The sequence below is a fragment of the Devosia sp. ZB163 genome (assembly GCF_028613635.1).
In the GTDB taxonomy this organism is placed as follows: Bacteria; Pseudomonadota; Alphaproteobacteria; order Rhizobiales; family Devosiaceae; genus Devosia_A.
The window spans coordinates 396495-419930 of sequence record NZ_JAQRMY010000002.1 but is presented as its reverse complement, the minus strand read 5'-3'; the positions used below and the strand labels follow the sequence as shown (position 1 = coordinate 419930).

Annotated in this window: 19 protein-coding genes; 9 read left to right on the top strand and 10 right to left on the bottom strand. The window is 65.1% G+C overall.

From position 1 onward, the window contains the following. Window positions 1-47: 47 nt before the first annotated feature. Window positions 48-1595: a tryptophan halogenase family protein gene (locus PRN20_RS10250; protein ID WP_273957241.1), complete on the top strand. Its 1548-nt coding sequence runs from the start codon at window positions 48-50 to the stop codon at window positions 1593-1595. Window positions 1596-1772: 177 nt separating this feature from the next. Here the strand turns inward: PRN20_RS10250 and PRN20_RS10245 are convergent, their stop codons facing one another. Then, window positions 1773-2162, bottom strand: coding sequence for a DUF3224 domain-containing protein (locus PRN20_RS10245; RefSeq protein ID WP_273957240.1), 390 nt, complete (start codon window positions 2160-2162; stop codon window positions 1773-1775). A gap of 59 nt (window positions 2163-2221) precedes the next feature. Between PRN20_RS10245 and PRN20_RS10240 the strand changes: the two genes are divergently transcribed. After that, complete coding sequence (locus PRN20_RS10240) at window positions 2222-3043, top strand: AraC family transcriptional regulator (protein WP_273957239.1); 822 nt, start codon at window positions 2222-2224, stop codon at window positions 3041-3043. Window positions 3044-3264: 221 nt separating this feature from the next. Here PRN20_RS10240 and PRN20_RS10235 read toward each other — a convergent pair whose 3' ends face one another. The 7 genes from PRN20_RS10235 to PRN20_RS10205 form a co-directional block, all read right to left on the bottom strand. After that, complete coding sequence (locus tag PRN20_RS10235) at window positions 3265-3693, bottom strand: CBS domain-containing protein (protein WP_273957237.1); 429 nt, start codon at window positions 3691-3693, stop codon at window positions 3265-3267. A 111-nt stretch (window positions 3694-3804) separates the two neighbouring features. Beyond that, entirely contained in the window at window positions 3805-4656 is an 852-nt protein-coding gene (locus tag PRN20_RS10230; protein WP_273957236.1) for an aminoglycoside phosphotransferase family protein, read from the bottom strand. A 190-nt stretch (window positions 4657-4846) separates the two neighbouring features. Further along, the gene (locus tag PRN20_RS10225) at window positions 4847-6214 is read right to left on the bottom strand and encodes an alpha-glucosidase/alpha-galactosidase (RefSeq protein ID WP_273957234.1); all 1368 of its coding nucleotides are present in this window, start codon (window positions 6212-6214) and stop codon (window positions 4847-4849) included. A gap of 32 nt (window positions 6215-6246) precedes the next feature. Continuing rightward, window positions 6247-7917, bottom strand: coding sequence for an ABC transporter ATP-binding protein (locus PRN20_RS10220; RefSeq protein ID WP_273957233.1), 1671 nt, complete (start codon window positions 7915-7917; stop codon window positions 6247-6249). A 10-nt stretch (window positions 7918-7927) separates the two neighbouring features. After that, window positions 7928-9148 carry an ABC transporter permease gene (locus PRN20_RS10215; RefSeq protein ID WP_273957231.1) on the bottom strand — a complete coding sequence of 407 codons (1221 nt, stop codon included), beginning with the start codon at window positions 9146-9148 and terminating at the stop codon, window positions 7928-7930. Further along, a complete protein-coding gene (locus tag PRN20_RS10210) occupies window positions 9145-10158 on the bottom strand; it encodes an ABC transporter permease (protein WP_273958054.1) in 1014 nt (337 codons plus the stop codon). Before PRN20_RS10210 ends, PRN20_RS10215 begins: the two co-directional genes overlap by 4 nt. A gap of 66 nt (window positions 10159-10224) precedes the next feature. Continuing rightward, window positions 10225-12315: an ABC transporter substrate-binding protein gene (locus PRN20_RS10205; RefSeq protein ID WP_273957230.1), complete on the bottom strand. Its 2091-nt coding sequence runs from the start codon at window positions 12313-12315 to the stop codon at window positions 10225-10227. Window positions 12316-12478: 163 nt separating this feature from the next. Between PRN20_RS10205 and PRN20_RS10200 the strand changes: the two genes are divergently transcribed. Then, on the top strand, window positions 12479-13405 hold the full coding sequence (locus tag PRN20_RS10200; protein ID WP_273957228.1) for a helix-turn-helix domain-containing protein: 927 nt from the start codon (window positions 12479-12481) through the stop codon (window positions 13403-13405). Window positions 13406-13487: 82 nt separating this feature from the next. Beyond that, entirely contained in the window at window positions 13488-14060 is a 573-nt protein-coding gene (locus PRN20_RS10195; RefSeq protein ID WP_273957226.1) for a LysE family translocator, read from the top strand. On the opposite strand, the gene PRN20_RS10190 is transcribed toward PRN20_RS10195, so the two are convergent. Both PRN20_RS10190 and PRN20_RS10185 read right to left on the bottom strand, forming a co-directional pair. Then, a complete protein-coding gene (locus PRN20_RS10190; protein WP_273957225.1) occupies window positions 14057-15904 on the bottom strand; it encodes a DUF5054 domain-containing protein in 1848 nt (615 codons plus the stop codon). The two genes, PRN20_RS10195 and PRN20_RS10190, sit on opposite strands and share 4 nt — an antisense overlap. Before the next feature lie 11 nt (window positions 15905-15915). Beyond that, complete coding sequence (locus tag PRN20_RS10185) at window positions 15916-16953, bottom strand: LacI family DNA-binding transcriptional regulator (protein ID WP_273957224.1); 1038 nt, start codon at window positions 16951-16953, stop codon at window positions 15916-15918. A gap of 317 nt (window positions 16954-17270) precedes the next feature. Between PRN20_RS10185 and PRN20_RS10180 the strand changes: the two genes are divergently transcribed. From PRN20_RS10180 to PRN20_RS10160, 5 genes are all read left to right on the top strand, one after another. Beyond that, entirely contained in the window at window positions 17271-18632 is a 1362-nt protein-coding gene (locus tag PRN20_RS10180) for an extracellular solute-binding protein (protein ID WP_273957222.1), read from the top strand. Window positions 18633-18987: 355 nt separating this feature from the next. Continuing rightward, on the top strand, window positions 18988-19914 hold the full coding sequence (locus tag PRN20_RS10175; RefSeq protein WP_273957221.1) for a carbohydrate ABC transporter permease: 927 nt from the start codon (window positions 18988-18990) through the stop codon (window positions 19912-19914). Further along, window positions 19911-20741, top strand: coding sequence for a carbohydrate ABC transporter permease (locus PRN20_RS10170; protein ID WP_273957220.1), 831 nt, complete (start codon window positions 19911-19913; stop codon window positions 20739-20741). Before PRN20_RS10175 ends, PRN20_RS10170 begins: the two co-directional genes overlap by 4 nt. Next, window positions 20741-21853, top strand: a complete 1113-nt coding sequence (locus PRN20_RS10165) for an ABC transporter ATP-binding protein (protein WP_273957219.1) — start codon at window positions 20741-20743, stop codon at window positions 21851-21853. The genes PRN20_RS10170 and PRN20_RS10165 overlap by 1 nt, the downstream gene beginning before the upstream one ends. Window positions 21854-22019: 166 nt before the next feature. Further along, window positions 22020-23435, top strand: coding sequence for a CehA/McbA family metallohydrolase (locus PRN20_RS10160; RefSeq protein ID WP_273957218.1), 1416 nt, complete (start codon window positions 22020-22022; stop codon window positions 23433-23435). Window position 23436 lies beyond the last annotated feature (1 nt).

Sequence of the window (23436 nt, the reverse complement as noted above, 5' to 3'; positions counted from 1 at the left end):
CCGCCCTGCCCCACATCGCGTTTCCTCCCCGGAGGGAGGACTACAACATGGCGGGGCAACCGCATTTCGTTATCGTGGGCGGCGGCACGGCGGGGTGGATCGCGGCGTTCATCATCCAGGACTCGATCAAGCGGCTGAAGCTCGATGCGAAGCTGAGCGTGGTAGAGTCCTCGAATATCCCGACGGTGGGGGTGGGTGAGGCGACGACCGCGGCCTTCCACGTATTCCTCACGCATTTCGGCATCGATATCTTCGAGTTCTTCCGCAAGACCGAGGCGACCTACAAGCTCGGCATCCGGCACGAGGATTGGCGGCGCAAGGGTTACACCTACTACGGGCCGATCGATGACCCGCACGCGGTAGTGCGGCCGCCGCCGGGAGCGCCGTCGGACTATCTCAATGTCTATGCGGTGTCGGTGAACGAGCCGGTGCAGGACATGCACCTGTTCGGGCCGCTGCTGAAGCAGAAGAAGGCGCCGTGGGCGAAGAAGGCGGACGGCTCGCTGATCCCACTGGGGCCGTTCCTCCCGGCCTACCACTTCGACCAGTCGCTGGTGGGCAAGTTCCTCAAGGAGAAGTCGCAAGGGGTCGAGATCGTCGACAACGTGCTGACCGGGGTCGAGCGGAACGGCGAGACCGGGGATGTCACCGCGCTGGTGTTCGAGGACGGGCAGAAGCTCGATGGCGATTTCTTTATCGACGCGACCGGGTTCAGGAAGCGCCTGATCGTCGGCGAGATGCAGGCGCCATGGATTTCGTACCAGCATGAGCTGCCGGTGAACCGGGCCCTGCCCTTCTGGTTGCCGGTCGAGGAAGGCGCCGAGATCGCCAACTACACCCGCGCCTGGGCGCAGGAAGCGGGCTGGATGTGGCAGATCCCGACGCAGTATCGGTATGGCTGCGGTTACGTGTATTCGGACGAGTTCCAGACGCCGGACGAAGCCCATGCCGAGGTGGAGCGGGTGCTCGGCCGCAAGATCGAGGTGCGTGGCGACATCCAGTTCAAGATCGGGCGGCTCGAGAAGGCGTGGATCAACAATGTCGTGGCGGTGGGGCTGAGCTCGAGCTTCCTCGAGCCGCTGGAGTCGACCTCGATCCACGGCACGATCGTGCAGATGATGATGTTCGCCGGGCAGTACCTGCGCGAACCCGGGAAGATGACCCAGGCGCTTCGCGACGACTACAACAAGCGGGTCGGGCGGCAGGTCGACGACTTCCGCACTTTCGTCAACACGCACTACATGACCGAACGGGACGATACGCCGTTCTGGCGCGAGGTGCGGGCGCACCGCATTCACCCGGAGACCAAGGAGCGCCTGACGCGGTGGAGAACTGAGATGCCGCGGCGCGAGCATTTTGCCGACTACCTGTTCGGGCTGCCGCATGTGGAGACACAGCTGCATTACCCGGTGCTGGATGGGCTCGGGCTGCTCGATCCGGCGGTGGCGAAGGCGGAGATGGCGCGGGATCCGAAGCTCAGGAAGTTCGCGCGCGAGACGCATGCCGGGCTGGTGAAGGAATACAAGCAGGCGGCCAACAAGGCGCTGGGGCATGCGGAGTTTCTGGAGGTGGTGCGGGGGATGGGCGGCACATAACCGATAGAGACGGCCCCTCCCGGCCTCCCCATGAAGGGGGAGGTGAAGAAAGGCGGCTGTGGCTCGATAGTGCCCCAAACGATCCCCCCTCTGGCGAAAACTAAGGCTTAGCGAAGGGCTAAGCCCGAGTTTTCGCTTTCTCCCCCGCATGGGGGGAGATGTCCGAGAGGCCGGTGGTCAGAGCTCGTAGGTCAGCTCGTAGTGCACGGTCTTGTCGTGCTGCGCTGAGTAGCTGCCCTGACCGGTAATGCCCTTCAGCTCGCCGGTGCCGGAGCCTTCGACGATCTGCCATTTGCTGGCGGCGATGCCGTTGGTCCAGTCGCCGACTTCGTAGATGATGAACTGGCCGGATTTACCGTCCAGCGTGCCCTGCAGCACCAGATAGCCCGAGTAGTGGCAGGTTTCGGCCGTGGGGTATTGCATCAGGTAGCGGCCGGGGCCGGTGGCTTCGATGGCGCCGTGCATGACGATGTCGATCCTGGCCTCGGTCGATTTCAGCGGGGCGGCTTCGTGATAGGGCTTCTCATCCCAGTTGTTATGCAGAATCGTGCCTTTGGCCGTCTTCATGGTTTGCTCCTTGCTTGGACAGGGACGCTAGCCGCCCTCGGACGCGGGGAATTGTAGTTATGCGACAGAGCGATCCGAGGCCGATCGATGACGCGGTGAAACCGGCGCGCGGGCTGCTGCACAAGCGGACCAGCTTCGAGCATTTCGAGCTGACGCGGTTCGAGCCATCCGACGACCTCAAGGACTGGGTCGAGCATCACTGGATGGTGCTCTACGACCTCGGCGACCGGCCGCCCTACCCGCAGCGCAACCTGAGCCACCCGAACCAGCACCTGGTGGTCGATTCGCGCGGCGAAACCGGGATTTTCGGCGCAGCGACCGGAGTGTTCGAGACGGTGCTCGACGGCTCGGGCCGGGTGTTCGCGACCAAGTTCTGGCCCGGAGCGTTCCGGCCCTTCTTCGGGCGGCCGGTGAGTGCGCTGAGCGATACCTTTGTGCCGGTTGAAGCTGTGTTCGCGCGGAGTTCGGCGGCCTTGCAGGAGGAGTTCACCGGGCTCAACGATCCCCTGGGGATGGCAGAACGGCTGGAGGACGTGATCCGGGCGCGATTGCCGGATCCGGACGAGAAGGCCGGATTGGCGCGGCAGATCGTGCAGTTCGCCGAGGCGAACCTCGAACTGGTGTCGGCGGGTGAGCTCGCCGCGGCATTCGGGCTGGGGCTCAGGACGCTGCAGCGGCTGTTAGACGAGTATGTGGGCGTATCGCCGAAATGGGTGATCGACCGTTACCGGATGCTCGAGGCGGTGGAAGCGCTGAACGCCGGTGGAGCGGAGACGCTGACCGAGCTGGCGCACCGGCTGGGCTATTTCGACCAGGCGGCGTTCAACCATGCGTTCGAGAAGCTGACCGGCGCGGCGCCCAAGGCGTTTCGCGCACGATAGACATTCCTCGCAAGACAGGAAGGATGATCATGACCTCGCCATTCGACAGCTGGCTGTTCTGGGCGCTGCTCTCGGCGGTGTTCGCGGCGATGACGGGGGCGGTGACGCTGGCCTGGAAGATTTGATGCCAGCACTCTCAGCGCGGAGGCGTCAGGCCCCCACCCCTATCCCCTCCCCGCAAGGGGGAGGGAGACGCTCACGTTGGCGCCGTGCTGGCGGCGTCAGTGCTGGCTGTGCATGCCGCCGGGTTCGGAGATTTCGTGCAGGGCGCGGCCGCTGCTCATGCCGTCGGCAAGGGATACGTCGCCCAGCGAGATCACGCCGATCAGACGCTTGTCGCGGTTGAGCACCGGCAGGCGGCGGACCTTGAATTCCGCCATCTGGTCGGCGACGTCGTCGATCTCCTCGTCCTCGTAGCACCAGCGCACATGCTGGCTCATGACCTGGCGCACGCGCGTCTCGGGGCCCATCCCTTCGGCGATGGCGCGGATGGCGATGTCGCGGTCGGTGATCATGCCGACCAGGCGATCGTCCTCGCCGACCGGCATCGCGCCGACATCGATCTCCCGCATGGTGCGGGCAATGTCGCGGATGGTGTCATCGGGTGAGCAAATCTCGACGCCGTCACTCATGCACTCACTGACTTTCATGGCTGTCTCTCCCTTTGGATGAAGACCGAGCGCCCACGAGAAGAACCCTGACGGGGGCCGCGGGTTCAGCCGGGAGCGAGGAAAAGTTTTGCTTATCGCGGGCTGCTGGGATCAGGCCGCGTCGTAGGCGGCGAGCAGCAGCGGGAGCATCGTGACCTGGTGGGTGATGGGGTTGCCGTCCTCGATGTGCCAGGCGGCACTGAGGGCTGTATGGGCGACTGCCCAGGCAAGCAGGTGCTTGCGGGGGATGCCGGTGCGCTCGGCGATGGCGGCGGCGTGCCGGGCGATGCGCGGCGCCTTGAGCACGAATGCATCGCCGCCCACGGGGTTCTGGAAGCTGTTGGCATAGTCGTAGGCGCCGTCGCCGACGAGGCCCTTGGGGTCGATGGCGAGCCAGCCGTCGCCGGAGCGCAGGATGTTGTCGTGGTGGACATCGCCATGCAGCGGCAACTGGGGCGCCCATTTGTCGAAGAGCACATAGGCGATGCCCGTGGCGCGGGCGAGAAGATCGAGCGCGTAGTGCGGCCAGGCGGAGGTGCGGGTCCTGAACAGCGCCTCGAAGCGCTCGCGCAGGCGCTGCAGTTCGGGCGGGTAGCCGGGACGCGGAGCATGCAGGCGCTCGACGACATCACAGAGGATATCGGTCGCCGAGGCATCGTGGCCGGCGCGCGCGAGATCACCCAGGGTTTCGCCGACTAGCAACTGCATCAGCACGGCATCGTCGGCAACGTCGAAGACACCGGCGGCGCCATAGCCGGCATACCAGCGCAGCAGTTCGCCCCCGCGACGCTCGTCGGCGCCCACGCCCTCCTTGAGGAGCTTGAGGGCGGCCTGGCTGCGGTCAGCCCGCTCGACCTTGTAGATGAGACTGGTGGGGGTTTCGGCGATCAGCGACGGACGAGTCAACGACCAGCGCCGCGTGGCGCGGTTGAGCGCAGTCGGGCTGGGTGTCGCGAGGGCCATGGCCGGAAGGCATAGCGCGACTGGGCGTGCGGGAAAAGAAGACCCGCGGTTGTAACCGCGGGTCAGGCAGGGAGACGAATGCGTACTGCCATGGGTGCTGTTGCGTGGGGTCGCCCCCTCCACCACCCTTCGAACGCCCTCCCTCCCCCGCGATGCGGGGGAGGATAGCTCGTCCGGTGCCTGTCGCGACTTAGGCGACGCGCTGCTTCTTGGCGGGGCGGGCCCAGGCCGGGATCCAATCGCCGTGCGCGGCGAGGAGGTCGTCGGTGAGGTTCCAGATCTGCTCGAGGTCGAGCTCGGCAGCAGTGTGCGGATCCATCATCGCGGCGTGGTAGATGTGCTCCTTGTTCTCGGTCATCAGCGCGGCGACGGTGAGCTCCTGCACGTTGATGTTGGTGCGGATGAGCGCGGTCAGCTGCGGCGGCAGGTCGCCGATATAGGTCGGCTGGATGCCCGAGGCGTCGACGAGGCACGGGACCTCGACGGCAGCGTTGAACGGCAGGTTGGTGATGACGCCGTTGTTGCGCACGTTGCCGTAAATGACGCCGGGCTCGCCGGTCCAGACCGAGTTGACGATCTCGGAGGCGTATTCCTTACTCTGCTTGACCTCGATGGTGTTGGCCTTGCGGTACTCGTCCGAGGTGGTCTTCCACTTGGCGATCTGCTCGACGCAGCGCTTGGGGTACTCGTCCAGCGGGATGCCGAACTTCTCGATGATGTCCTCGCGGCCTTCCTTGATGAAGTACGGGGTGTATTCGGCGAAGTGCTCGGAGCTCTCGGTGACGAAGTAGCCCAGCCGGGTCAGCATCTCGTAGCGCACCTTGTTGGGGCAGCGCGGATTCCAGGTCGGCTTGGGCGCCCTGCCCTCGCGGTAGGCGCGGACGAGGTCCGGATAGAGGTCGCGGTAGCTGCCGTCGGGCTGGCGATGCTCGAACTTCAGGTAGAAGGCCATGTGGTTGATGCCGGCCGAACGGTAGCGGATCTCGGAGTACGGAATCTCGAGATCGTGGGCGAGCTCCATCGCGGTGCCCTGCACCGAGTGGCAGAGGCCGACCTGCTTGATGGTCGGGTACTTCTCGGCGATGGCCCAGGTGTTGATGGCCATCGGGTTGACGTACTGCAGCATGATCGCCTCGGGGGCGACTTCCAGCATGTCCTCACAGATCGACCAGAGGTGCGGCACGGTGCGGAGGCCGCGCATGATGCCGCCGACGCCGAGGGTATCGGCGATGGTCTGGCGCAGGTTGTACTTCTTGGGCACCTCGAAATCGACGACGGTCGAAGGCTCGTAGCCGCCGATCTGGAAGCAGACGACGACGAAGTTGGTACCGTCGAGGGCCTCGCGCTGGTTCGAGAAGGTTTTGACCGTGGCGGGGACACCGAGGGTGTTCACCAGCTTGCCCGCGATGATGGCGCTCTCTTCGAGGCGCTGCGGGTTGATGTCCATCAGGCGGATCTCGGCGCCGGTCAGCGCCTCGCGCTGCAGGATGTCGCCGACGATGTTCTTCATGAACACGGACGAGCCGGCGCCGATGAAGGTGATCTTTGGGTTAGCCATAAAGGGTATCTCCGTAAGTGCGTTCGGGCCGGCTAGGCCGCGATTTCGAAGGCAGCCCGGACGAGCCGCGATGTGTACTCGGTCTTGGGGTTCTCCAGAACCTCGCTGACCGGCCCTTGTTCGACGATCTTGCCGTATTGCATGACCATCACCCGGTGGCACAGGGCTTTGACGACCTTGAGGTCGTGCGAAATGAAGAGGTAGCTGAGGCCCTTCTCGGCCTGCAGCTTGCGCAGCAGTTCGATGATCTGGGCCTGCACTGAGAGATCGAGCGCCGAAGTCGGCTCGTCGAGCAGGATGAACTCGGGTTCGAGCGCAATCGCGCGGGCGATAGCGAGGCGCTGGCGCTGGCCGCCCGAAAACTCGTGCGGGAAGCGGTTGAGGATGGTGTCGGGCAGCCCGGCATCGCGCAGCGCCTGGCGAACGCGCTCGACCCGATCGCGAGAATTGGCGCCGAGGCCGTTGACGATCAGGCCCTCCTCGATGATCTGGCGCACGCTCATGCGCGGGTTCAGCGAAGCGAACGGGTCCTGAAAGACGATCTGCATGCGGCTGCGCAACGGGCGCATCGCCTTCCTATCCTTGGTGTCGATGCGCTCGCCATCGAACAGGATTTCGCCGCCCTGGTTGCCGATGAGGCGGATCAGCGCCTGACCGAAGGTGGTCTTGCCGGAACCGGACTCGCCGACGAGGCCGAGGGTCTCGTGGCGCTTGAGGTCGAGCGAGAGCTTGTCGACGGCGACGAGCTCGAAGAAATCGGGGTTGAAGAAGCCGCCGCGCTTGAGCGTGAAGGCCACCTTCACGTCCTTGCCTTCGAGGACCGAGGGCGAGTTCGGGTCGATCGGGACAGCGGCCCCCTTTGGCTCGGAGGCGAGGAGATGGCGGGTGTAGCTGTGGCGCGGGTTGGTGAAGAGCGCCTCGGTGGTGTTGTGCTCCTGAACCTTGCCGTGCTGCATGACGTAGACGTAGTCCGAGAACTGCCGGACGATTGTCAGGTCGTGGGTGATGAGGATCACGGCCATGCCGTACTTGGCCTTCAGGTCCTTGATAAGGTTGAGTATCTGGGCCTGCACGGTGACGTCGAGCGCAGTGGTCGGCTCGTCGGCGATCAGCACGTCGGGGCGGTTGGCGAGCGCCATGGCGATCATGACGCGCTGGCGCTGGCCGCCCGACATCTGGTGCGGGTACTGGCGCAGGCGGGCCGCGGGTTCGGGGATCTGCACGTCCACCAGCAACTGCTCGGCGCGCCTCATGGCCTCGGCGCGGCTGATGCGGTTGTGGAGATGCAGGATTTCGCAGAGCTGTTGACCGACGGTGTAGACCGGGTTCAGCGAGCTCATCGGCTCCTGGAAGATCATCGACACGTCGTTGCCGCGGAGCTTGCGCATCTGCGTGTCGCGCAGCTTGAGGATGTTCTGGCCCGAGAGCGTGATGACGGAGTCGCGGTTGACGGTGGCGCGCTTGGTGAGAAGGCGCATCACTGTCCGGGCGGTCACGGATTTGCCCGAACCGCTCTCTCCGACGAGGGCGATGGTCTCGCCCTTGTGGAGCTGGAAGGAGACATCGCGGACGGCGTTGACGATGCCGCCCTCAACCTTGAAGTCGACACCGATATTGCGGGCATCGAGGATCAGTTCGCGGCCGTGGCTGCCGAGGTCGTAGCGCTCGGGTGGGCAGAAGTCGTCGTTCGCTTCGATGGTCATGGCGCGGTACTCAGTAGGGGTCGATCGCATCGCGCAGGCCATCGCCGAGCGCGTTGAAGGCGAAGACGGTGATCAGCACGAAGACGACGGGGCTGAGGATCCAGGGGTAGGAGCCGATCACCGAAAAGGTGCCCGTGTCCTGGAGCATGAGCCCCCACGAGATGAGCGGCGGCTTCACGGCGAAGCCGAGGTAGCCGAGGAAGCTCTCGAGCAGCACCACGCTGGGAATGGCGATGGTCACGGCCACGATGAGGTGGCTCGAAACGTTGGGCAGGATGTGGCGCAGGATGATCCGACGGTCGGAGGAGCCGACGGCGACGGCGGCGCGCACATAGTCGATGCGGGCGAGCGCCAGCGTCTTGGAGCGGACCTCGCGGCTGAGCTGAGCCCAGCCGAGCACCGCCATCACGCCGATGACGAAGGCGATGAACACCGGAGACGGCGCCGTTACCGGGATCAGCGAGGCGAGCGCCAGGTAGAGTGGCAGTTGCGGGAAGGCCAGTACCAGATCGACGAAGCGCTGCACCCAGGCATCGAGCCGGCCGCCGATGTAGCCGGAAGCAATGCCGACAAGCGTCCCGATGGTCGTCGTCAGCAGCACCACGACCAGCGCGATGGTAAGCGAGATCTGCGAGCCGACAATGCCGCGCGAGAGGATGTCGCGGCCGAACTTGTCGGTGCCGAGGAAGTGGATCGGGCGTCCGTCGACGGAGCCGAAGAAGTGTATGTTGGCCGGGATAATGCCGAGCAGGTTGTAGCGGTGGCCCGTGACGAAGAAACCGAGCGCCGTAGGGTTGGTGAGATCCGGCCCGGTCATGGGCTGGAACGTAATGGGGTCGAACTCGCCCGTCTCGACGATGGGATAGACGTAGGGAATGAGGCTGAAGCTGCCGTCGGGGGCGGCGAACTCGAGGTGGTCGGGAGGCGCGAAGGCAATCTCCGGGCGCTTGGGGTCCATCGGGGCGAAGAAATCGCCGAAGACGGCCATGGTCAGCAGCGCCACGGTGAGGACGAGCCCGATCATGCCCATGGTCGAGCGGCGGAAGCGGCGCCAGACCAGCGCAGCGTAGGTCTCGTTGCCGTGGCTGAAACGACCCGCGACTACGGGTTGCCCATCGGCCGCCGGATCGGCCGGCGGAAGCTGGTGCCCGGTCGGCGTCGCGAGTGCGCCCGGCTTTGCGGCGCCGGTCTCGGTGGTCGAGAGGGTCGGCTTGTCGGCGATGTCGCTCATTCGCGGTTCTCCCCACTCAGACGGACGCGCGGATCGACGGCGGCCAGCAGCAGGTCGGCGATGATGTTGCCGATGATCAGCGTCGCGGCGAGGACGAGGACGAACGTGGCAGTGACATAGACGTCTCCGACCGCCATGGAGCCGACGATGGCCGGCCCGACTGTCGCGAGCCCGAAGACGATGGCGACCTCGATCTCACCTGTCAGCATGTAGGGCAGCGCCACCCCCTGGTAGGCGATGAGCGGATGGAGTGCGTTGGGCACGGCATGCTTCATGATCACAGCGCCCTCGGAAAGGCCCTTGGCCCGCGCCGTCTCGACGTACTGGCTATTGAGCACATCGAGCAGGTTCGCCCGCATCACCCGCATGTTGTAGGCGAGGCCGCCGAAGGTGGCGATGAAGACCACCGGCCAGACGTGCTCGACCAGATTGACGAACTTGTCCCAACTCCATGGCGCGCCTCCGTATCGGGAGGAGAAGAAGCTACCCAGCTCCTGGACGTTCAGCTTGAAGGCAAGGATGTAGATGATGATCAGCGCCAGCAGGAACCTGGGCACGGTCATCCCGAGGAACGAGATGATACCGAAGGTGGTGTCGATCCAGCTGTATTGTCGGGTGGCGGCAACGATGCCCATGCCGATGCCGATGACCGACGCGAAGAAATGGCAGGTCAGCGCGAGGAGGATGGTGCGCGGCAGGCGCTCCGTGACCACGTCGCCGACGGGCTTGTTGTAGTAGAGCGAATGACCGAAATCGAAGCGGGTGACGATGCCGGCGATCCAGTTGACATACTGGACCGGGAGCGGCTCGTTGAGGCCGTTCTGCTCGCGGTAGATATCGGCCTGCTTTTCGGCTTCCTCGATCGTCGCCCCGCCCTGGTTGATGAGCATGGAACGGATGTAGTCGCCGTAGTCGCCCGGAGGGGCCTGGATGATGGCGAAGGTGACGACGCTGAGAACCAGCAGGACCGGCAGTGCGGCCAGGATTCGCGTCACCAGAAAACGCAGCAGGTGCATTCGAGAAGTCTCCTCCGGTCAGGTGGCAAGGGGACCGACGGCCCCCTTGCCCAGGTTCAATCAGTCCAGCGAGATCGGACCGGCAGAACCCGGCTCACCCGGGAGGGTGTTGGGGTGCAGTTCATGGCCCGCCTGCTTGTCGGCCGGCACGAACACGCGTTCGCGGATAATGTTGTCCTCAGCCCAGTTGAACATGAAGATCGGGGCGCCGGCCGGGATGTTGGCGAAGCGCTTGTTGATGATCAGTGCACCCGGGTACTGGGTCAGGCCGATACCGAACAGGTTCTCGGTGTAGAGCTTCTGGTACTTCTTCATCAGCTCGGTGCGCTCGGCAGCATCGTTGGTCGCGATGAAGGCGTTCACGGTATCCACCAGCTCCTGCTCGAACGGCAGCAGGTCCATCGTGCCGTCAGTGCCGGCGCGGTGCGAGTTGCTGATCTGCGGACCGGTCGGGGCCAGCGCGACGGTGTTCTGCACCACCGCGATCAGTTCGGCACCATTACGGGCCACACGCCAGTCGAACTTGCCCGACTGTTCCGTCGCGTCACGCTGGGTGCCGGTCAGGAAGTTGGCGATGACGCGAATGCCCAGGGGCTCCATCATGGAGATGACGCCTTCGGCCAGGTTCTTGTCGGTCTGGTAGTCGGCGTTGGCGAGCACCGTGATTTCCACGTCGGCGCCACCGGCGGTACCAGCCGGGAAATTGACCACGCCATTGCCGTCCGTGTCCTTGAGACCGACCTTCTCCAGCAGCGCCTTGGCGTCTTCGAGCGAGTACGGATAGTACACGGTCGAATCCTTGTCGTAGTAGGTCGTGCCGGCGTAGAGGCCGCCCGGATAGATGGCGGTGAACGGGCCCTTCACCAGGGCTTCGCCCAAGCGCTGACGGTCAAGCGCGTAGCTGATCGCCTTGCGGAAATCGGCATTGCGGTTGAGTTCGCGGACCGCCTGCTGACGCTCATCCGGTTCGCCCCAGCCATTGCCGGAGAGGTTCGGGTATAGCGTGTAGCCGATGGTGCGCGCGCCGAACTGCAGGCGAGCCGGAGCAGCGGGGTCGGCGGAGCGCTTCAGCGCCTCGACGTAGCTTTCGGCCTGCTCGAGGTTGGAGAAGTCGCCCGTGCCGGCCACGGCCTGCACGTCGCGATCGGCCCAGGTCGACAGGCGATAGTGCACTTCGTTGAGGTAGGGCAACTGGTTGCCCGCCTCGTCGACCTTCCAGTAGTACGGGTTGCGGCGCATCACGACGATGTCGTCGGGACGGTATTCGACAGGCACCCAGGCGCCCATGACCGGAACGTTCATGTATTCCGGCTTGATGGCGTTCTTGTACTCGTCGTAGGTCGCGCCGGCCTTGTACTTGGGGTGGAGCGGCTTGAAGATGTGCGCCGGGCCCGGACAGAACGTGCCGTACGCCATCTGGTAGATGTACTGGTTCGGGAAGGCGTCCTTGAAGGTCCAGACGATGGTGTAGTCGTCGATGGCCTCGAGCGTGGTGCCCTCGCCGAAGGTCTCGGGGGTCGCGCCGTTAAGCGGCGAGACGTTGGGATCGACGATGTTGTCTTCCCAATAGAACATGATGTCTTCGGAGGTGAACGGCACGCCGTCCGACCACTTGGCGCCTTCGATCAGGTGCATGGTCAGCTTGTGGCCGTCCTCGCTCCACTCCCACGACTTGGCGAGGTTCGGCATGGGCGCCAGTTCCTCGGCCTTGATCTGGAAGAGCGGACCGGTACGGGTGAGGCACTCCATGGTGCCGATGTCGATGCCGCCCCAGCCCTGCGACTGGCCGGCCATATAGTTCCAGCCTTCCGGACGACCGCCGATCACGTGGCGCATCACGTCGCCGTAGACGCCGTTGCCGTCGGGCATGTTGGCGGTCTTGAAAACCAGCGGTTCCTTGGGCAGGCGCTCGGCTACCGGCGGGAGCTTGCCCGCGTCGACGAAGGCTTTGACGAAATCGGGTTCGCTGTACGCGGCGAGCGCCTTGTACTCGTAGACGTCGGAGATGCCGACGAAGTTCGGGGTGCCCTGGGCATCGAATTTCGGCGGATCGGGTGGCGTGGTCGGCGCCACGGTCTGGGCCTGCGCGGCAATCAGCGAGATGCCAAGCATGAGGCTTGCCCCGCCAAGGGCAAATAGGTGTTTACGCATGTTTCCTCCCTAGGCTCGAGACCCGGCGCAACACGCACCCAACGGCAGGCCTCCAACCCGCCGCCCCTGGTCCCAGCCTCAAAAGGGTAGACCTTGCCAACGGCGGGACAATCCCGTTATCTGAATGGGTATTTCCGGTTTTTAAAGATAGCCACAGGCTGCGATGAACGAGCATCAGCACCACTTCTCGCCGGGTAAGCCGCGTGAGAAAGCCACCGCCCCGGTGCCGCGGCCGGACCGCCGGTTTTATGCGCAGACGCAGGCGTTCGGGCGCTTCGGCATCCGCTGGTTCGACCCGCAGATCATGCCGGAAGAGCATTTCCACGGGCACATCGAGCTCAACTGGCTGACGGCCGGCAGCATGGACTACGTCATCGACGGCCGGCCACTGCGAATCCCGCCGGAGCGGCTGGTGCTGTTCTGGGCGGGCATCCCGCACCAGACCACGGCGATCGACTACGGGTCGCAGCACGAGAGCCGGCAGTGCAACGTCTACCTGCCGCTCGACAGCTTCCTGCACATGCCGAACCTGGGCAAACTTACCGAGACGATGATGGGTGGCGGGGTGGTGATGCTGCCGCCCGAGACGATCGGCGCGGATACGCTGACCCGCTGGTACCAGGACTATCGCTCGGGCGACGCGGAGCGGACCGACATCCTCAAGGAGGAGATCGCGCTGATGCTGCGGCGAGCGGCGGTGACGGGGTGGGACATCCTGATGGAACCGTGGATCGAGAGCGTCGGCTCGGCGACGCGGGCAGCCTCGCCGCTGCGCTATGTGGTGGCGATGATCCGGCACATCCTCGAGAACCTGTCGGAGCCACTCCGGGCCGAGGACGTGGCTAAGGTGGTGGGGCTCCATCCCAACTATGCGTTGAACCTGTTCACCGAGGTGATGCGGGTGCCGATGCACAAGTTCGTCGTGCGCATGCGCCTGATCCGGGCGCGCTCGCTGCTGTTCGAGGGGAGCCTGTCGATCGAGAACGTGGCGTTCGAGAGCGGGTTCTCGGCGCTGAGCCAGTTCTACGTGCAGTTCCGCAACGCCTATGGGCTGACGCCACGGCAGATGCGGGCCCATTACCTCCGGTGAACTACTGAGGGCCGATGCAGGCTTGCGGGCGACGCGGCGATCGGCTGGACTCGCGCGTAACGCGTACAAGGCCTCTACCCTAATGACCGACCCGATCCTGTTCATTCTCGCGGTGCTGACGCTGCTCGGCACGCCCGGACCGACCAACACGCTGCTGGCGACATCCGGCGCGACGGCCGGGGTGCGGCGGTCGGTGCCGCTGCTGATGGGCGAGCTGGCCGGCTACCTGATTGCAGTCGGCACGATCCGCATCGTCTTGGGGCCTGTGATCCATAGCTATCCGCTGGTGGGCATCGCCCTCAAGGCAGCGGTGGTGCTGTACCTGATCTGGACCGCGATCAAGCTGTGGCGCCACAATGCCAACCTCACGCAGAGCCAGACGACGATCGGCATGCAGTCGGTGTTCGTCACCACCCTGCTCAACCCCAAGGCGCTGATCTTCTCGCTCAGCATCATCCCGACGAACGATCCGCAGCTCGCCTGGTACGTGCTCGGCTTCACGCTGATGGTGCCGCTGGTGGGGTTCGCCTGGATTCTCGTCGGCCGGGCGATCGGCGCGGCAGCGGGCGGAAAGCACACCGGCGTGGTGCGCAAGGTCGCCTCGGTGGCACTGGTCGGCTTTGCCGGCGTGATCGCGGCTTCGGTGCTGGGCTAAAGCTCCAGCACGAACCTCGCTTCGAAGCGTTCCGCGCCCCACCACATGGGGAAGTTGGTGCCCCATTTGTTGTTGTGGAGGTTGAAGCGAAGGCCGGCGGAGAAATCCGGCGGACTGGGGTTGAACGGTATGAACTTGGTGGCGGTGGGGCCGACCAGCGGGGTGTCGAGGGGGCGGAGTTCGACGCCTGTGGTGCGGACCGCGGTGACGGCCTGAAGCTGGCCGCCGCCCTTGGGGGCGACGCGGTTGGCGTCGAGCCACTGGCCCATTTTCAGGAACTGCCAGTCGTGCGTGCCTGATGGCGTGAAGGTGACGAAGCTCGCTTCCGGCATGCGATTGGCCGGCTTGTCGAGCAGTTCGACGGTGATCTCGAGGTGGCGGGCGTCGAGCGCGCGGAAGCGATACGCAACGCGGGCGGGCGCGCCGAGCGTCGTGTGGGCCGCGGGGTCGAGTTCGAGCTGGCCGTTGGGGGAGAAGCCTTGCGAGCGCGCAGTCGCGGCGTGATCGAGGCCCGGCTTGATGTGGTCCAGAATGGCCCACTCGGCGCGGTGCATCAGGTAGGTGTCCATGTGGGCGGCGACGTCGGAGGCATCGTAGCTCTCGTAGCGGTAGCCGAGGAGGCTGATGTTCTCACCGCGGAGTTCGACGCCGGCGGGGGAGCGGATGAGGATCACGTCGCCGCTGTTCGGATCGGTTTCGACGAACCAGCCGGTGCCTTCGATGGCGGGCTCGTCCGGGGCTTCGGCCAAAGCGCGGTCGGCGGGATCGAGCTCGGCGACGGCGGCGTCGAGGTAGGCGCGCTGTTCGGCCCATGAGGCTTCGGAGTACTGGAAGCGGTAGTCGGTCGCACGGGCGGCCTCGAAGGCCGGGCGGTCCCAAGCCTTGTCGTCGCGCAGGTACGACTTGATGTCGACGCCCCAGGTGTGTTCGGCGACCATGGTGAGGCCGCGGCCGAAGGCGAGGCGGCTGGGCGTCAGCGTTTCCTCGGCGAAGCGGTCGTAGAGGCGCTGCAGGTGCAGGAAGCGCTTGATCTTGTCGGGGTCGGTGCCGGCGCCGTGAATCCAGTTGTCGCCGAGTTCGAGATCGACCACCGGGAACTCTTCGCGGCGGTTCCAGAGGATTTCGCCATAGGCATCGAGGGTGGAGGCGACGATCTCGGTGCCGGAGTTATGACCCTGGACTTCGCGCCATGCATCAGCGGTCTGCGGGACGCTTTGCGGGCCCATATTGTCGTTGGTGTGGGCGAAGCCGAGGCCTTCATCGAAGCCCGGGGGGAACGAGGTTTCGCCGTAGGTCTTCTGGTACAGCACGACGATCTCGGACCCGCCGGGGGCGCGCCAGCGGAAGACGCCGGGGACATCGGGCGGCGGCGAGGCGGAGTTGACGCCAAGGTGCAGGAACTTCACCCCCGCTTCGGCCATCAGCGGCACGATGCCGATGGTGTGGCCGGGGACGTCAGTCATCTTGGAAGCGATGGTGGTCTTGCCGAAGCGCTTGTCGAGCTCCTGGCTATAGCTGAGGCCGGCGCGGAAGACGGCCGGCGACATCAACTCGGAATGGGTGGTGAAGGGCAGCGCGTGCCAGCGGATCAGGCCGCGGTCGATGGCGCGCTCGAGGCGCTGCACCCGCTCGGGCGATTGCGAGTTCAGGTGATCCCAGATCAGCCAGGCGCCGGTGGTCCAGATGAACTTCGGGTTCTCCGGGTCCTCGGCGAAGAAGTGCTCGCCGGTTTCGATCGCCTGCGGGATGAAGCGGTCGTGATACTGGGCGCGGACTTTCGCGGCGTGGTCGGTGAAGCCGATGTCGAGATGGGTCTTGAAGACCAGGTGGATCTTTTTGGCCATGGTTCTTGCGGTCAGCCCACGGTGCCGCGGACGACGAGACGGGTCGACACGGTTTCGGTGAGCGAGGGTGAGGTGGGGTTCTTGAGGCGGCGGAGGATCAGGCGCATCAGCGCCTGCGTGCGTTCGGCGAGGTCGAGCTTGACGGTGGTGAGGTTGTAGCTCTTCCAGTGCGACTGGTGGATGTCGTCGAAGCCGACGACCTTGACGTCCTGCGGCACGCGCAAGCCGAGTTCGGTGCGCAGCGCATCGATGGCGCCGAAGGCGCCGACGTCGTTGGCGGCGAAGATGGCATCGACCGGCTCGCCCAGGCGGAACTGGTTCAGCGTCTCGCGATAGGCGGTGTCGTACATATAGTCGCCCTGGATGCGGATGGGCGGTGGCAGGCCGCGCTCCGCGATCACCTTGCGTACCATATGCTCGCGCGACTGGGTGGCCAGCGAATTGGACTTTCCGGCGAGGAAGGCGAAGCGGCGCGCGCCATAGCCCTGCATCAGCGCCACCGCCTGCTCGATGCCCTCGCGCTGCAGCACATCGAGGCGATCGAAGAGCGGCGCGGCCTCCTCCTCCCCCACATCCTCGTCGGGGTAGCCGATATAGATCGGTACGGCCCGATCGAGCACACGGGCGAGCGTGGTGGGGCGGACGTTCTCGGCATAGGCGATGACCGAGTCCGGGTTGAAGCCCTTCATGTAGGTAAGGAGCGTCTCGTCGAGCGACAGGTCATCACGGGTGCGGAACAGGAGCGTCGCGAACCCCTCGGCCTGCAGCGCGGTGGTCATCGCGTCGAGTTCCTGGCTTTCCCAGGGGCCGGAGACATCGGGCACGATAATGCCGACGAGGTGCGAGCGGCCGGTGACCATCGAGCGGGCGGCCATGTCAGGGGTGTAGTTCAGCTCCTGCGCCACCTTCAGGATCAGGTCGCGCTTTTCCGGCTTGATCGAGGCGTGCGGGTTGAAGGCGCGGCTGACCGCAACGCGCGATACGTTCGCGGTACGGGCCACCATGTCGGCGGTGGCGCGGCTGCGATTACGGGTGGCCGGATCGCTCAAAAGGTCTGCCTTGCTGCCCTAGATTGAAATCGTGTGCAAAACTGTTCTGCCGTCCGGTTTCGTGTGCTGTCAAGCCGATCCGGCTATGCCGCGCGCTAAGCGATTGATGTTGCGCAACTATGGCTGTTTCGCGCGATTGTGGAACGAACATTCCATTCAAGCGTCATCACGCCGTCATTCGCAACAGGCATTCTACCACTTGACGGTCAATGAAAGCGTGTTCATTCTGCCTTCGTGAGCTGCGACGGGGAGGATTGACCGTCGCTGTCGCCAATTCGGCGCCCGCAACGCGGCGCCACCAAGGGAGGAATTTCGCGATGAGCAATCGCCTGCGCGCCCTGTATCTGGGGCTTGCAACTGCCACCACCATGATTACCCCGGCCTTCGCAGTCGACCTGACGGTGATCTGCCGCTGCGTCGTCGGCGGCGTGAACAGCGAGACCGCGACCTGGATCAAGGAAAGCGTGATCCCGGGCTTCACCGAGAAGATGAAGGCCGAGGGCAAGGACGTCACCGTGTCGCTGAACGAGTTCGGTGGCAAGGACGAGCAGATGACCCAGCAGCTGGCGCTCGACTTCTCGACCGGCGCCGGCGCCGACGTCGCGGCGTTCGACGGCTTCCTGATCCCCTCGTTCGTCGAAGGCGGGCTGCTGAAGCCGCTGGATGAGGTTGCGGGCGCAGCCGTGAACGACTGGGAAGGCTGGAGCCACATTTCGGAAGGCGCCAAGTCGCTGATGAGCTATGGCGGCAAGGCCTATGGCCTGGCGCTGGGCACCGACGTGCGCGCCATCTTCGTGCGCAAGGAACTGCTGAAGTCGGCCGGCCTCGACCCGGACACCTTCCAGCCTAAGTCGTGGGCCGAGCTGCTCGACGCGGCCCGCGCCATCAAGAAGGCCAACCCCGACTCGTTCCCGCTGCAGCTCAATGCCGGTGTGAACATGGGCGAAGCCACCACCATGCAGGGCTACTACATGGCGATCCTCGGGACGGGTGAAAGCGTAGTCGACGAGAACGGCAAGTACATCGTCGCCAGCCAGGGCATCCTCGATACCCTCAACCTCTACAAGACCATCTACGTGGACGAGCAACTGGGCGACCAGCGCGCGCAGCTCCTCGGCGACGGCCGCAACCGCACCTTCACCAACTTCCGCGACGGCAAGACTGCCCTGCTCGTCGAAGGCGACTGGTTCTTCAACTCGGTGATGGCGCCGGGCGCCGAATTCGGGCTCGAGAACCGCGATGCAGAAGTGACCTGGGCCTCGATGCCGGCGCAGGAGCCGGGCAAGGGTTATCGCGGTCAGGACTACGTGACGGTTTCGGGTGGTACGGGCTTCGTGCTCAACCCCGCCACCAAGAACCCGGCCGAAGCCTGGGCGCTGCTCAGCTACATGAACAGCCAGGAATCGCTGACCGCGTTCCAGGGCTTCCGTGAAGCCCGCCGCATCCGCGACGACGTGGCGACGCCGAACAACGTCTACCTGCAGAAGACGCAGGAGAGCCTCTTGTCGCTGACCACCGCGCGCCCGAACGACCCGAACTACAACAAGGTGTCGGCCGAGATCCAGCGCATGACCGAAAGCGTGGTTTCGGGCGAAGCGAGCCCGGCAGATGCAATGGCGGCCTACAAGGCGGCAGTGATCGCGATCGTGGGCGAAGCCAACACGGTTTCGAAGCTCTGAGTTCGGCGGGCCGCCTCCCCGCGGCCCGTCCTCCCACGCCCGGCCCTCCCTGAGCCGGGCGCTCCCTGGGAAACCCTCCCCGGCACCCTGTCTGCGGCCGGGGAGGTTCCTTTTCTCGATTGGGGTTTGTCATATTGCTTGAAGCGCGGAAGCAAGCGGCCGGTGGCCTTCTCCCCTTGTGGGAGAAGGTGCCCGAAGGGCGGATGAGGGGTCTCTCTCCGCGCACTCCATCGCTCGTCGCTTCGCTCCGATCGCGCAACCTGCGGTTGCGGACCCCTCATCCGGCGCTACGCGCCACCTTCTCCCACAAGGGGAGAAGGCAGGGCCGGTGTTTGGGGCTCGACCGATCCAAGACATGGCAGCTCGTATGAAGAAGAACTTCTCGCTCCTCTCGCATCGTGCCGGCGCGGCGTTTCTCGCTCCTGCCGCCGCGCTCGTCGGCGTGTTCGTGCTCCTGCCGTTCTTCTGGGTGATCTTTGTCTCGTTCACCAACCGGACACTCCTGGGAAAGACCGCGCTCAATCCGGATTTCGTGGGGCTCGCCAACTATTTCCAGCTGTTCGACCCGGCGACGTTCTTCACGCGCGGGCAGTTTGGGTTTTCGCTGATCCTCACGACGCAGTTCGTGCTGCTGTCGGCGTTGGTGGGACAGGCGCTGCTCGGGCTGCTGCTGGCGTGGCTGATGCAGACCATCCCCCCTGCCCTGAAGCGGATCGTCGAGACGGCGGTGATCGCGGCGTGGATCCTGCCCGAGGTGGTGATCGGCTTCGCCTGGTTCGCCTTCCTCGACTACGACAACGGCACGCTGAACATGATCCTGCGCGGCCTTGGGTTGCCGGCGGGGGATTTCCTGCTGCAGCAGCCGTTCTGGGTGATCGTCATCTTCAACACGTGGCGCGGCGCGGCGTTCTCGATGATGCTGTTCAACTCGGCCTTCGCGTCGATCCCGCCGAGCTATTTTCAGGCAGCGGACGTGGCTGGCGCGTCGAGCTGGCAAAAATTCCGCGATATCGGACTGCCGCTGATCCGCGGGCACGTGGTCACCGACCTGATCCTCATCACCATGTGGACGTTCAACGTGTTCACGCCGTTCATCCTGACCAATGGAGGGCCGAGCTACCGGACGGAGCTGCTGTCGATCTACAACTATCGCATCGCCTTCCGTGAGTTCGATTTCGGCAAGGGCGCGGCGGTTGGGGTGATTATCATGCTGATCAACCTGGCGTTTGCGCTGATCTACCTGTCGTTCGGACGCAAGAAGGCCAAGGCGGTGCAGGAATGAGGCTCAGCTTCGGGCAACTGCTGGCGCGCATCGGGTTTTCGGCGCTGGCCGCGATCATCGGCATCCTGTTCGCGCTGCCGCTGATCTGGTTCATCTTCGCGCCGTTCAACGCGCGGGCGGAACTGGGCATTGCCATTCCCGACCCGTGGACGCTGCAGAACTTCATGACGGTGTTCGGCAACGGCTTTGCCATGCGCGGTCTGCTCAACAGCCTGATCCAGAGCGTGGGCGGGGTGATCCTCGTCGCTGCGGCGGCGACGCTGGCGGCCTATGCGCTGAGCCGGTCGTCGATCCCCGGCAAGAGCATGATCACCTACATCCTGCTGCTGTTCTCGTCGGTGGTGTCAGGGACGGCGGCGATGGTGCCGATCTTCCTGATCGTCTCGTCGGTGGGGCTGATGGACACCCATATCGCGGTGATCCTGGTGTTCGCGGGCGGGCTGCTGCCGACGGCGATGTTCATCCTGCGCGATTTCATCGACGGCATCCCCAAGACCTACGAGGAAAGCGCGATGGTGGCCGGTGCGTCGCCGGTGCAGGCGTTCTTCGACGTGGCGCTGCCGGTGATCCGGCCGGGCATCGTGGTCGTGGTGGTGTGGGCGTTCGTCAACATCTGGGGCTCGTTCCTGATCCCGTTCATCCTGCTGCGCTCGGATGACCTGATGCCGTCGTCGGTCGCCATCTACTCGTTCTACTCCGAGGCGGGGACGCCGATCGTGACGCTGCTCGCGGCGTATTCGCTGATCTACTCCCTGCCCGTCGTCGCCCTCTATCTCTTCGTCAGCTGGAAGTTCGGCTTCCGCTTCTTCGGTGGAATCAAAGCGTAATGGCCTCGGTTGAATTCCAGAACGTCACCAAGAGTTTCGGCAGTTTCAACGCTGTTTCGGACATCAGCTTCAAGGTCGCGGATGGCGAGTTCATCTGCCTGCTCGGCCCATCCGGCTGCGGCAAGACCACCAGCCTCAGGATGATCGCGGGGCTCGAAACGCCGAGTTCGGGCAAGATCATGATCGGGCCAGACGATGTGACCCATCTCCACCCGAAGGATCGCCAGATCTCGATGGTGTTCCAGGACTATGCGCTCTACCCGCACATGAACCTCGCCGACAACATCGCCTACCCGCTGAAGGTGCGCGGCGAGAGCGTCGAGAAGCGGCACAAGCGGGCCAAGGAAGTGGCCGACGTGCTGAAGATCGGCGACCTGTTGCAGCGGCTGCCGAGCCAGATTTCGGGCGGCCAGCAGCAGCGCACCTCGCTGGCACGGGCGCTGGTCTATCCGAGCCGGGTGTACCTGTTCGACGAGCCGCTCTCGAACCTCGATGCGAAGCTGAGGCTCGAGGCCCGCGGCTTCCTCAACCACCTGCAGCGCGACATGGGGATGACGGCGGTCTACGTGACGCACGACCAGGCGGAAGCCATGGCGCTGGCGACGCGGATCGCGGTGATGGATCGCGGGCGGATCGTGCAGTTCGCGCCGCCGATCGAGATCTATCGCCGGCCGGCGACGACGTTCGTCGCGAACTTCGTCGGCAACCCGCCGATGAACATGATCCCGGTGGAGGGGATCGTCGAAAGTGAGCAACTGCAGCTCAGGGCGCATGGCGTGCTGGTGCGGAACTTGCCGCTCTCGCAGGGGATCAAGGCGGCACTCGGTAAGGGCGCGGCGCTCACGCTCGGGGTGCGGCCGGAGCACCTGAGCATGGGCACGATCAACGACACAAACACGCTCAGCGGCAATCTGTTCGCCAACGAGAACATGGGCCCCGAGAAGCTGGTGACGTTCGAGCGCCAGGACGGGGGGCGCGTAACGGCGCGGATATTCACCGACGACATGGTGGAAACGACGGAGAACGTGGCGTTCACGTTCGATGGAGCGCACGCGACACTGTTCGACGCGGAGGGCAAGCGGATTGCGGCGGATGGGGAGAGGCCGCTGTGAGCTTGGCGGTGCTGACTGAAGCAGACGGCCCCCTCCCGGCCTCCCCCACAAGGGGGGAGGTGAAGAGCCGGGGCTGTGGCTCGATGGTGCCAAACACTGGATGCGGCACCTCCCCCCTTGTGGGGGAGGATGGGAGGGGGCCGTCTGCTTGTGGCTTCACCCGCCCATGACCCAGATCGTCAAAGCCCACATCACCCACGCCGATCAGGCGAAGAACCCCTACTTCTACATCCCGGTCACCGTCCCCGAGGGGACGACGCGGATTGATGTGACGCTCGCCTATCCCAAGGCGGATGATTGCGTGATCGACCTCGGGATGTTCGATCCGGGGATGACCGCCTACCCGTCCGAAGGCGGCTTTCGCGGCTGGTCGGGCGGGTTTCGGGATCGGTTCTTCGTGGCCACCGACGATGCGACGCCCGGCTATGTGCATGGGGCGATGCCGGCGGGCGAGTGGAACGTCATCCTCGGGCTCTACAAGGTGCCGGCGGATGGGGCCGAGGTGACCGTGACCATCGCGCTCGATGATGCCGAGCGTCCGACCACTCCACCGCCGGAGCGGACGTTTCCGGTGCGGACGGAGGCTGGATGGTATCGGGGCGATCTCCACTGCCACACCTTCCACTCGGATGCGGCAGGATCGCCCGAGACGCTGCACAAGGCGGCGCTGCAGGCGGGGCTCGATTTCCTCGCCGTCGCCGACCACAACACCATCACGCAGCGGCGCTATTTCCATCCGGCGTCGTCGCCGGAACTGGTGTTCGTGCGCGGCATGGAGGTGACCACCGCCGTCGGGCACGCCAACGTCTACGGCGTCGACGGGTGGATCGACTTCCGCATGACCCAGCCGTCGGACGCGCATGTGCTGGCGGAGATGGTGCACCGGCGGGGCGGGCTGCTGTCGATCAACCACGACAAGCCGACCATCCCCTGGGACTACGAGTTCCCGGCCGCGGACTGCCAGGAGGTCTGGCAGTCGACGTGGATGGCTTGGAACTGGGTGTCCCTCGCCCGCTGGCAGGAGCGGCTGGCTTCGGGCCTGCGCATCTCGGCGATCGGCGGCAGCGACTATCACCAGCCCGCCAAGCTCCAGCAGGAAGGGCCGCTGGTGCTGGCGCGGCCGACCACGGTGCTGTGGCTGCCGGAACTGAGCGAGGACGCCGTGCTCGCGGCGATGAAGGCCGGGCGCGGCTATGTAACCGAGGGTCCGAAAGGGCCGCATCTCGAGATCACGGTCAACGGCCAGCCGATGGGCTCAGCGGTGACGGCGCCGCTCAACTGCGAGGCGACCGTGCGTGGCGCACGCGGCGATGTGTTGGTGTGGATCGACGCGCGGGGGACAATCACCGAGCAGGAAATCACCAGCGGCGACTGGCGGGGCGAACTGGCGCTGCTCGATGGCGCCGAGACGTTCGTGCGCGCCGAAGTCATCGCGAAGGCCAGCCGCAGCTGGCTGGTCGAGGAGTTCACCAAGGCGGCGAGCGAGCGCGGCGAGTTGCCGTGGCAGCTCAAGGGCTCGCATCTCACGGACGAGCCGATCCGGCGCGCCATTTCCAACCCAATCTACATCGATCAGGACTGAC

What these genes read in the sequence shown, in the direction of transcription:
- PRN20_RS10230 (WP_273957236.1), bottom strand. Translation starts at nt 4,656, where the DNA reads ATGGCCCTCGCGACACCCAGCCCGACTGCGCTCAACCGCGCCACGCGG.
- PRN20_RS10235 (WP_273957237.1), bottom strand. Translation starts at nt 3,693, where the DNA reads ATGAAAGTCAGTGAGTGCATGAGTGACGGCGTCGAGATTTGCTCACCC.
- PRN20_RS10250 (WP_273957241.1), top strand. Translation starts at nt 48, where the DNA reads ATGGCGGGGCAACCGCATTTCGTTATCGTGGGCGGCGGCACGGCGGGG.
- PRN20_RS10190 (WP_273957225.1), bottom strand. Translation starts at nt 15,904, where the DNA reads ATGGCCAAAAAGATCCACCTGGTCTTCAAGACCCATCTCGACATCGGC.
- PRN20_RS10165 (WP_273957219.1), top strand. Translation starts at nt 20,741, where the DNA reads ATGGCCTCGGTTGAATTCCAGAACGTCACCAAGAGTTTCGGCAGTTTC.
- PRN20_RS10215 (WP_273957231.1), bottom strand. Translation starts at nt 9,148, where the DNA reads ATGAGCGACATCGCCGACAAGCCGACCCTCTCGACCACCGAGACCGGC.
- PRN20_RS10200 (WP_273957228.1), top strand. Translation starts at nt 12,479, where the DNA reads ATGAACGAGCATCAGCACCACTTCTCGCCGGGTAAGCCGCGTGAGAAA.
- PRN20_RS10180 (WP_273957222.1), top strand. Translation starts at nt 17,271, where the DNA reads ATGAGCAATCGCCTGCGCGCCCTGTATCTGGGGCTTGCAACTGCCACC.
- PRN20_RS10225 (WP_273957234.1), bottom strand. Translation starts at nt 6,214, where the DNA reads ATGGCTAACCCAAAGATCACCTTCATCGGCGCCGGCTCGTCCGTGTTC.
- PRN20_RS10175 (WP_273957221.1), top strand. Translation starts at nt 18,988, where the DNA reads ATGGCAGCTCGTATGAAGAAGAACTTCTCGCTCCTCTCGCATCGTGCC.
- PRN20_RS10220 (WP_273957233.1), bottom strand. Translation starts at nt 7,917, where the DNA reads ATGACCATCGAAGCGAACGACGACTTCTGCCCACCCGAGCGCTACGAC.
- PRN20_RS10205 (WP_273957230.1), bottom strand. Translation starts at nt 12,315, where the DNA reads ATGCGTAAACACCTATTTGCCCTTGGCGGGGCAAGCCTCATGCTTGGC.
- PRN20_RS10170 (WP_273957220.1), top strand. Translation starts at nt 19,911, where the DNA reads ATGAGGCTCAGCTTCGGGCAACTGCTGGCGCGCATCGGGTTTTCGGCG.
- PRN20_RS10195 (WP_273957226.1), top strand. Translation starts at nt 13,488, where the DNA reads ATGACCGACCCGATCCTGTTCATTCTCGCGGTGCTGACGCTGCTCGGC.
- PRN20_RS10240 (WP_273957239.1), top strand. Translation starts at nt 2,222, where the DNA reads ATGCGACAGAGCGATCCGAGGCCGATCGATGACGCGGTGAAACCGGCG.
- PRN20_RS10245 (WP_273957240.1), bottom strand. Translation starts at nt 2,162, where the DNA reads ATGAAGACGGCCAAAGGCACGATTCTGCATAACAACTGGGATGAGAAG.
- PRN20_RS10160 (WP_273957218.1), top strand. Translation starts at nt 22,020, where the DNA reads ATGACCCAGATCGTCAAAGCCCACATCACCCACGCCGATCAGGCGAAG.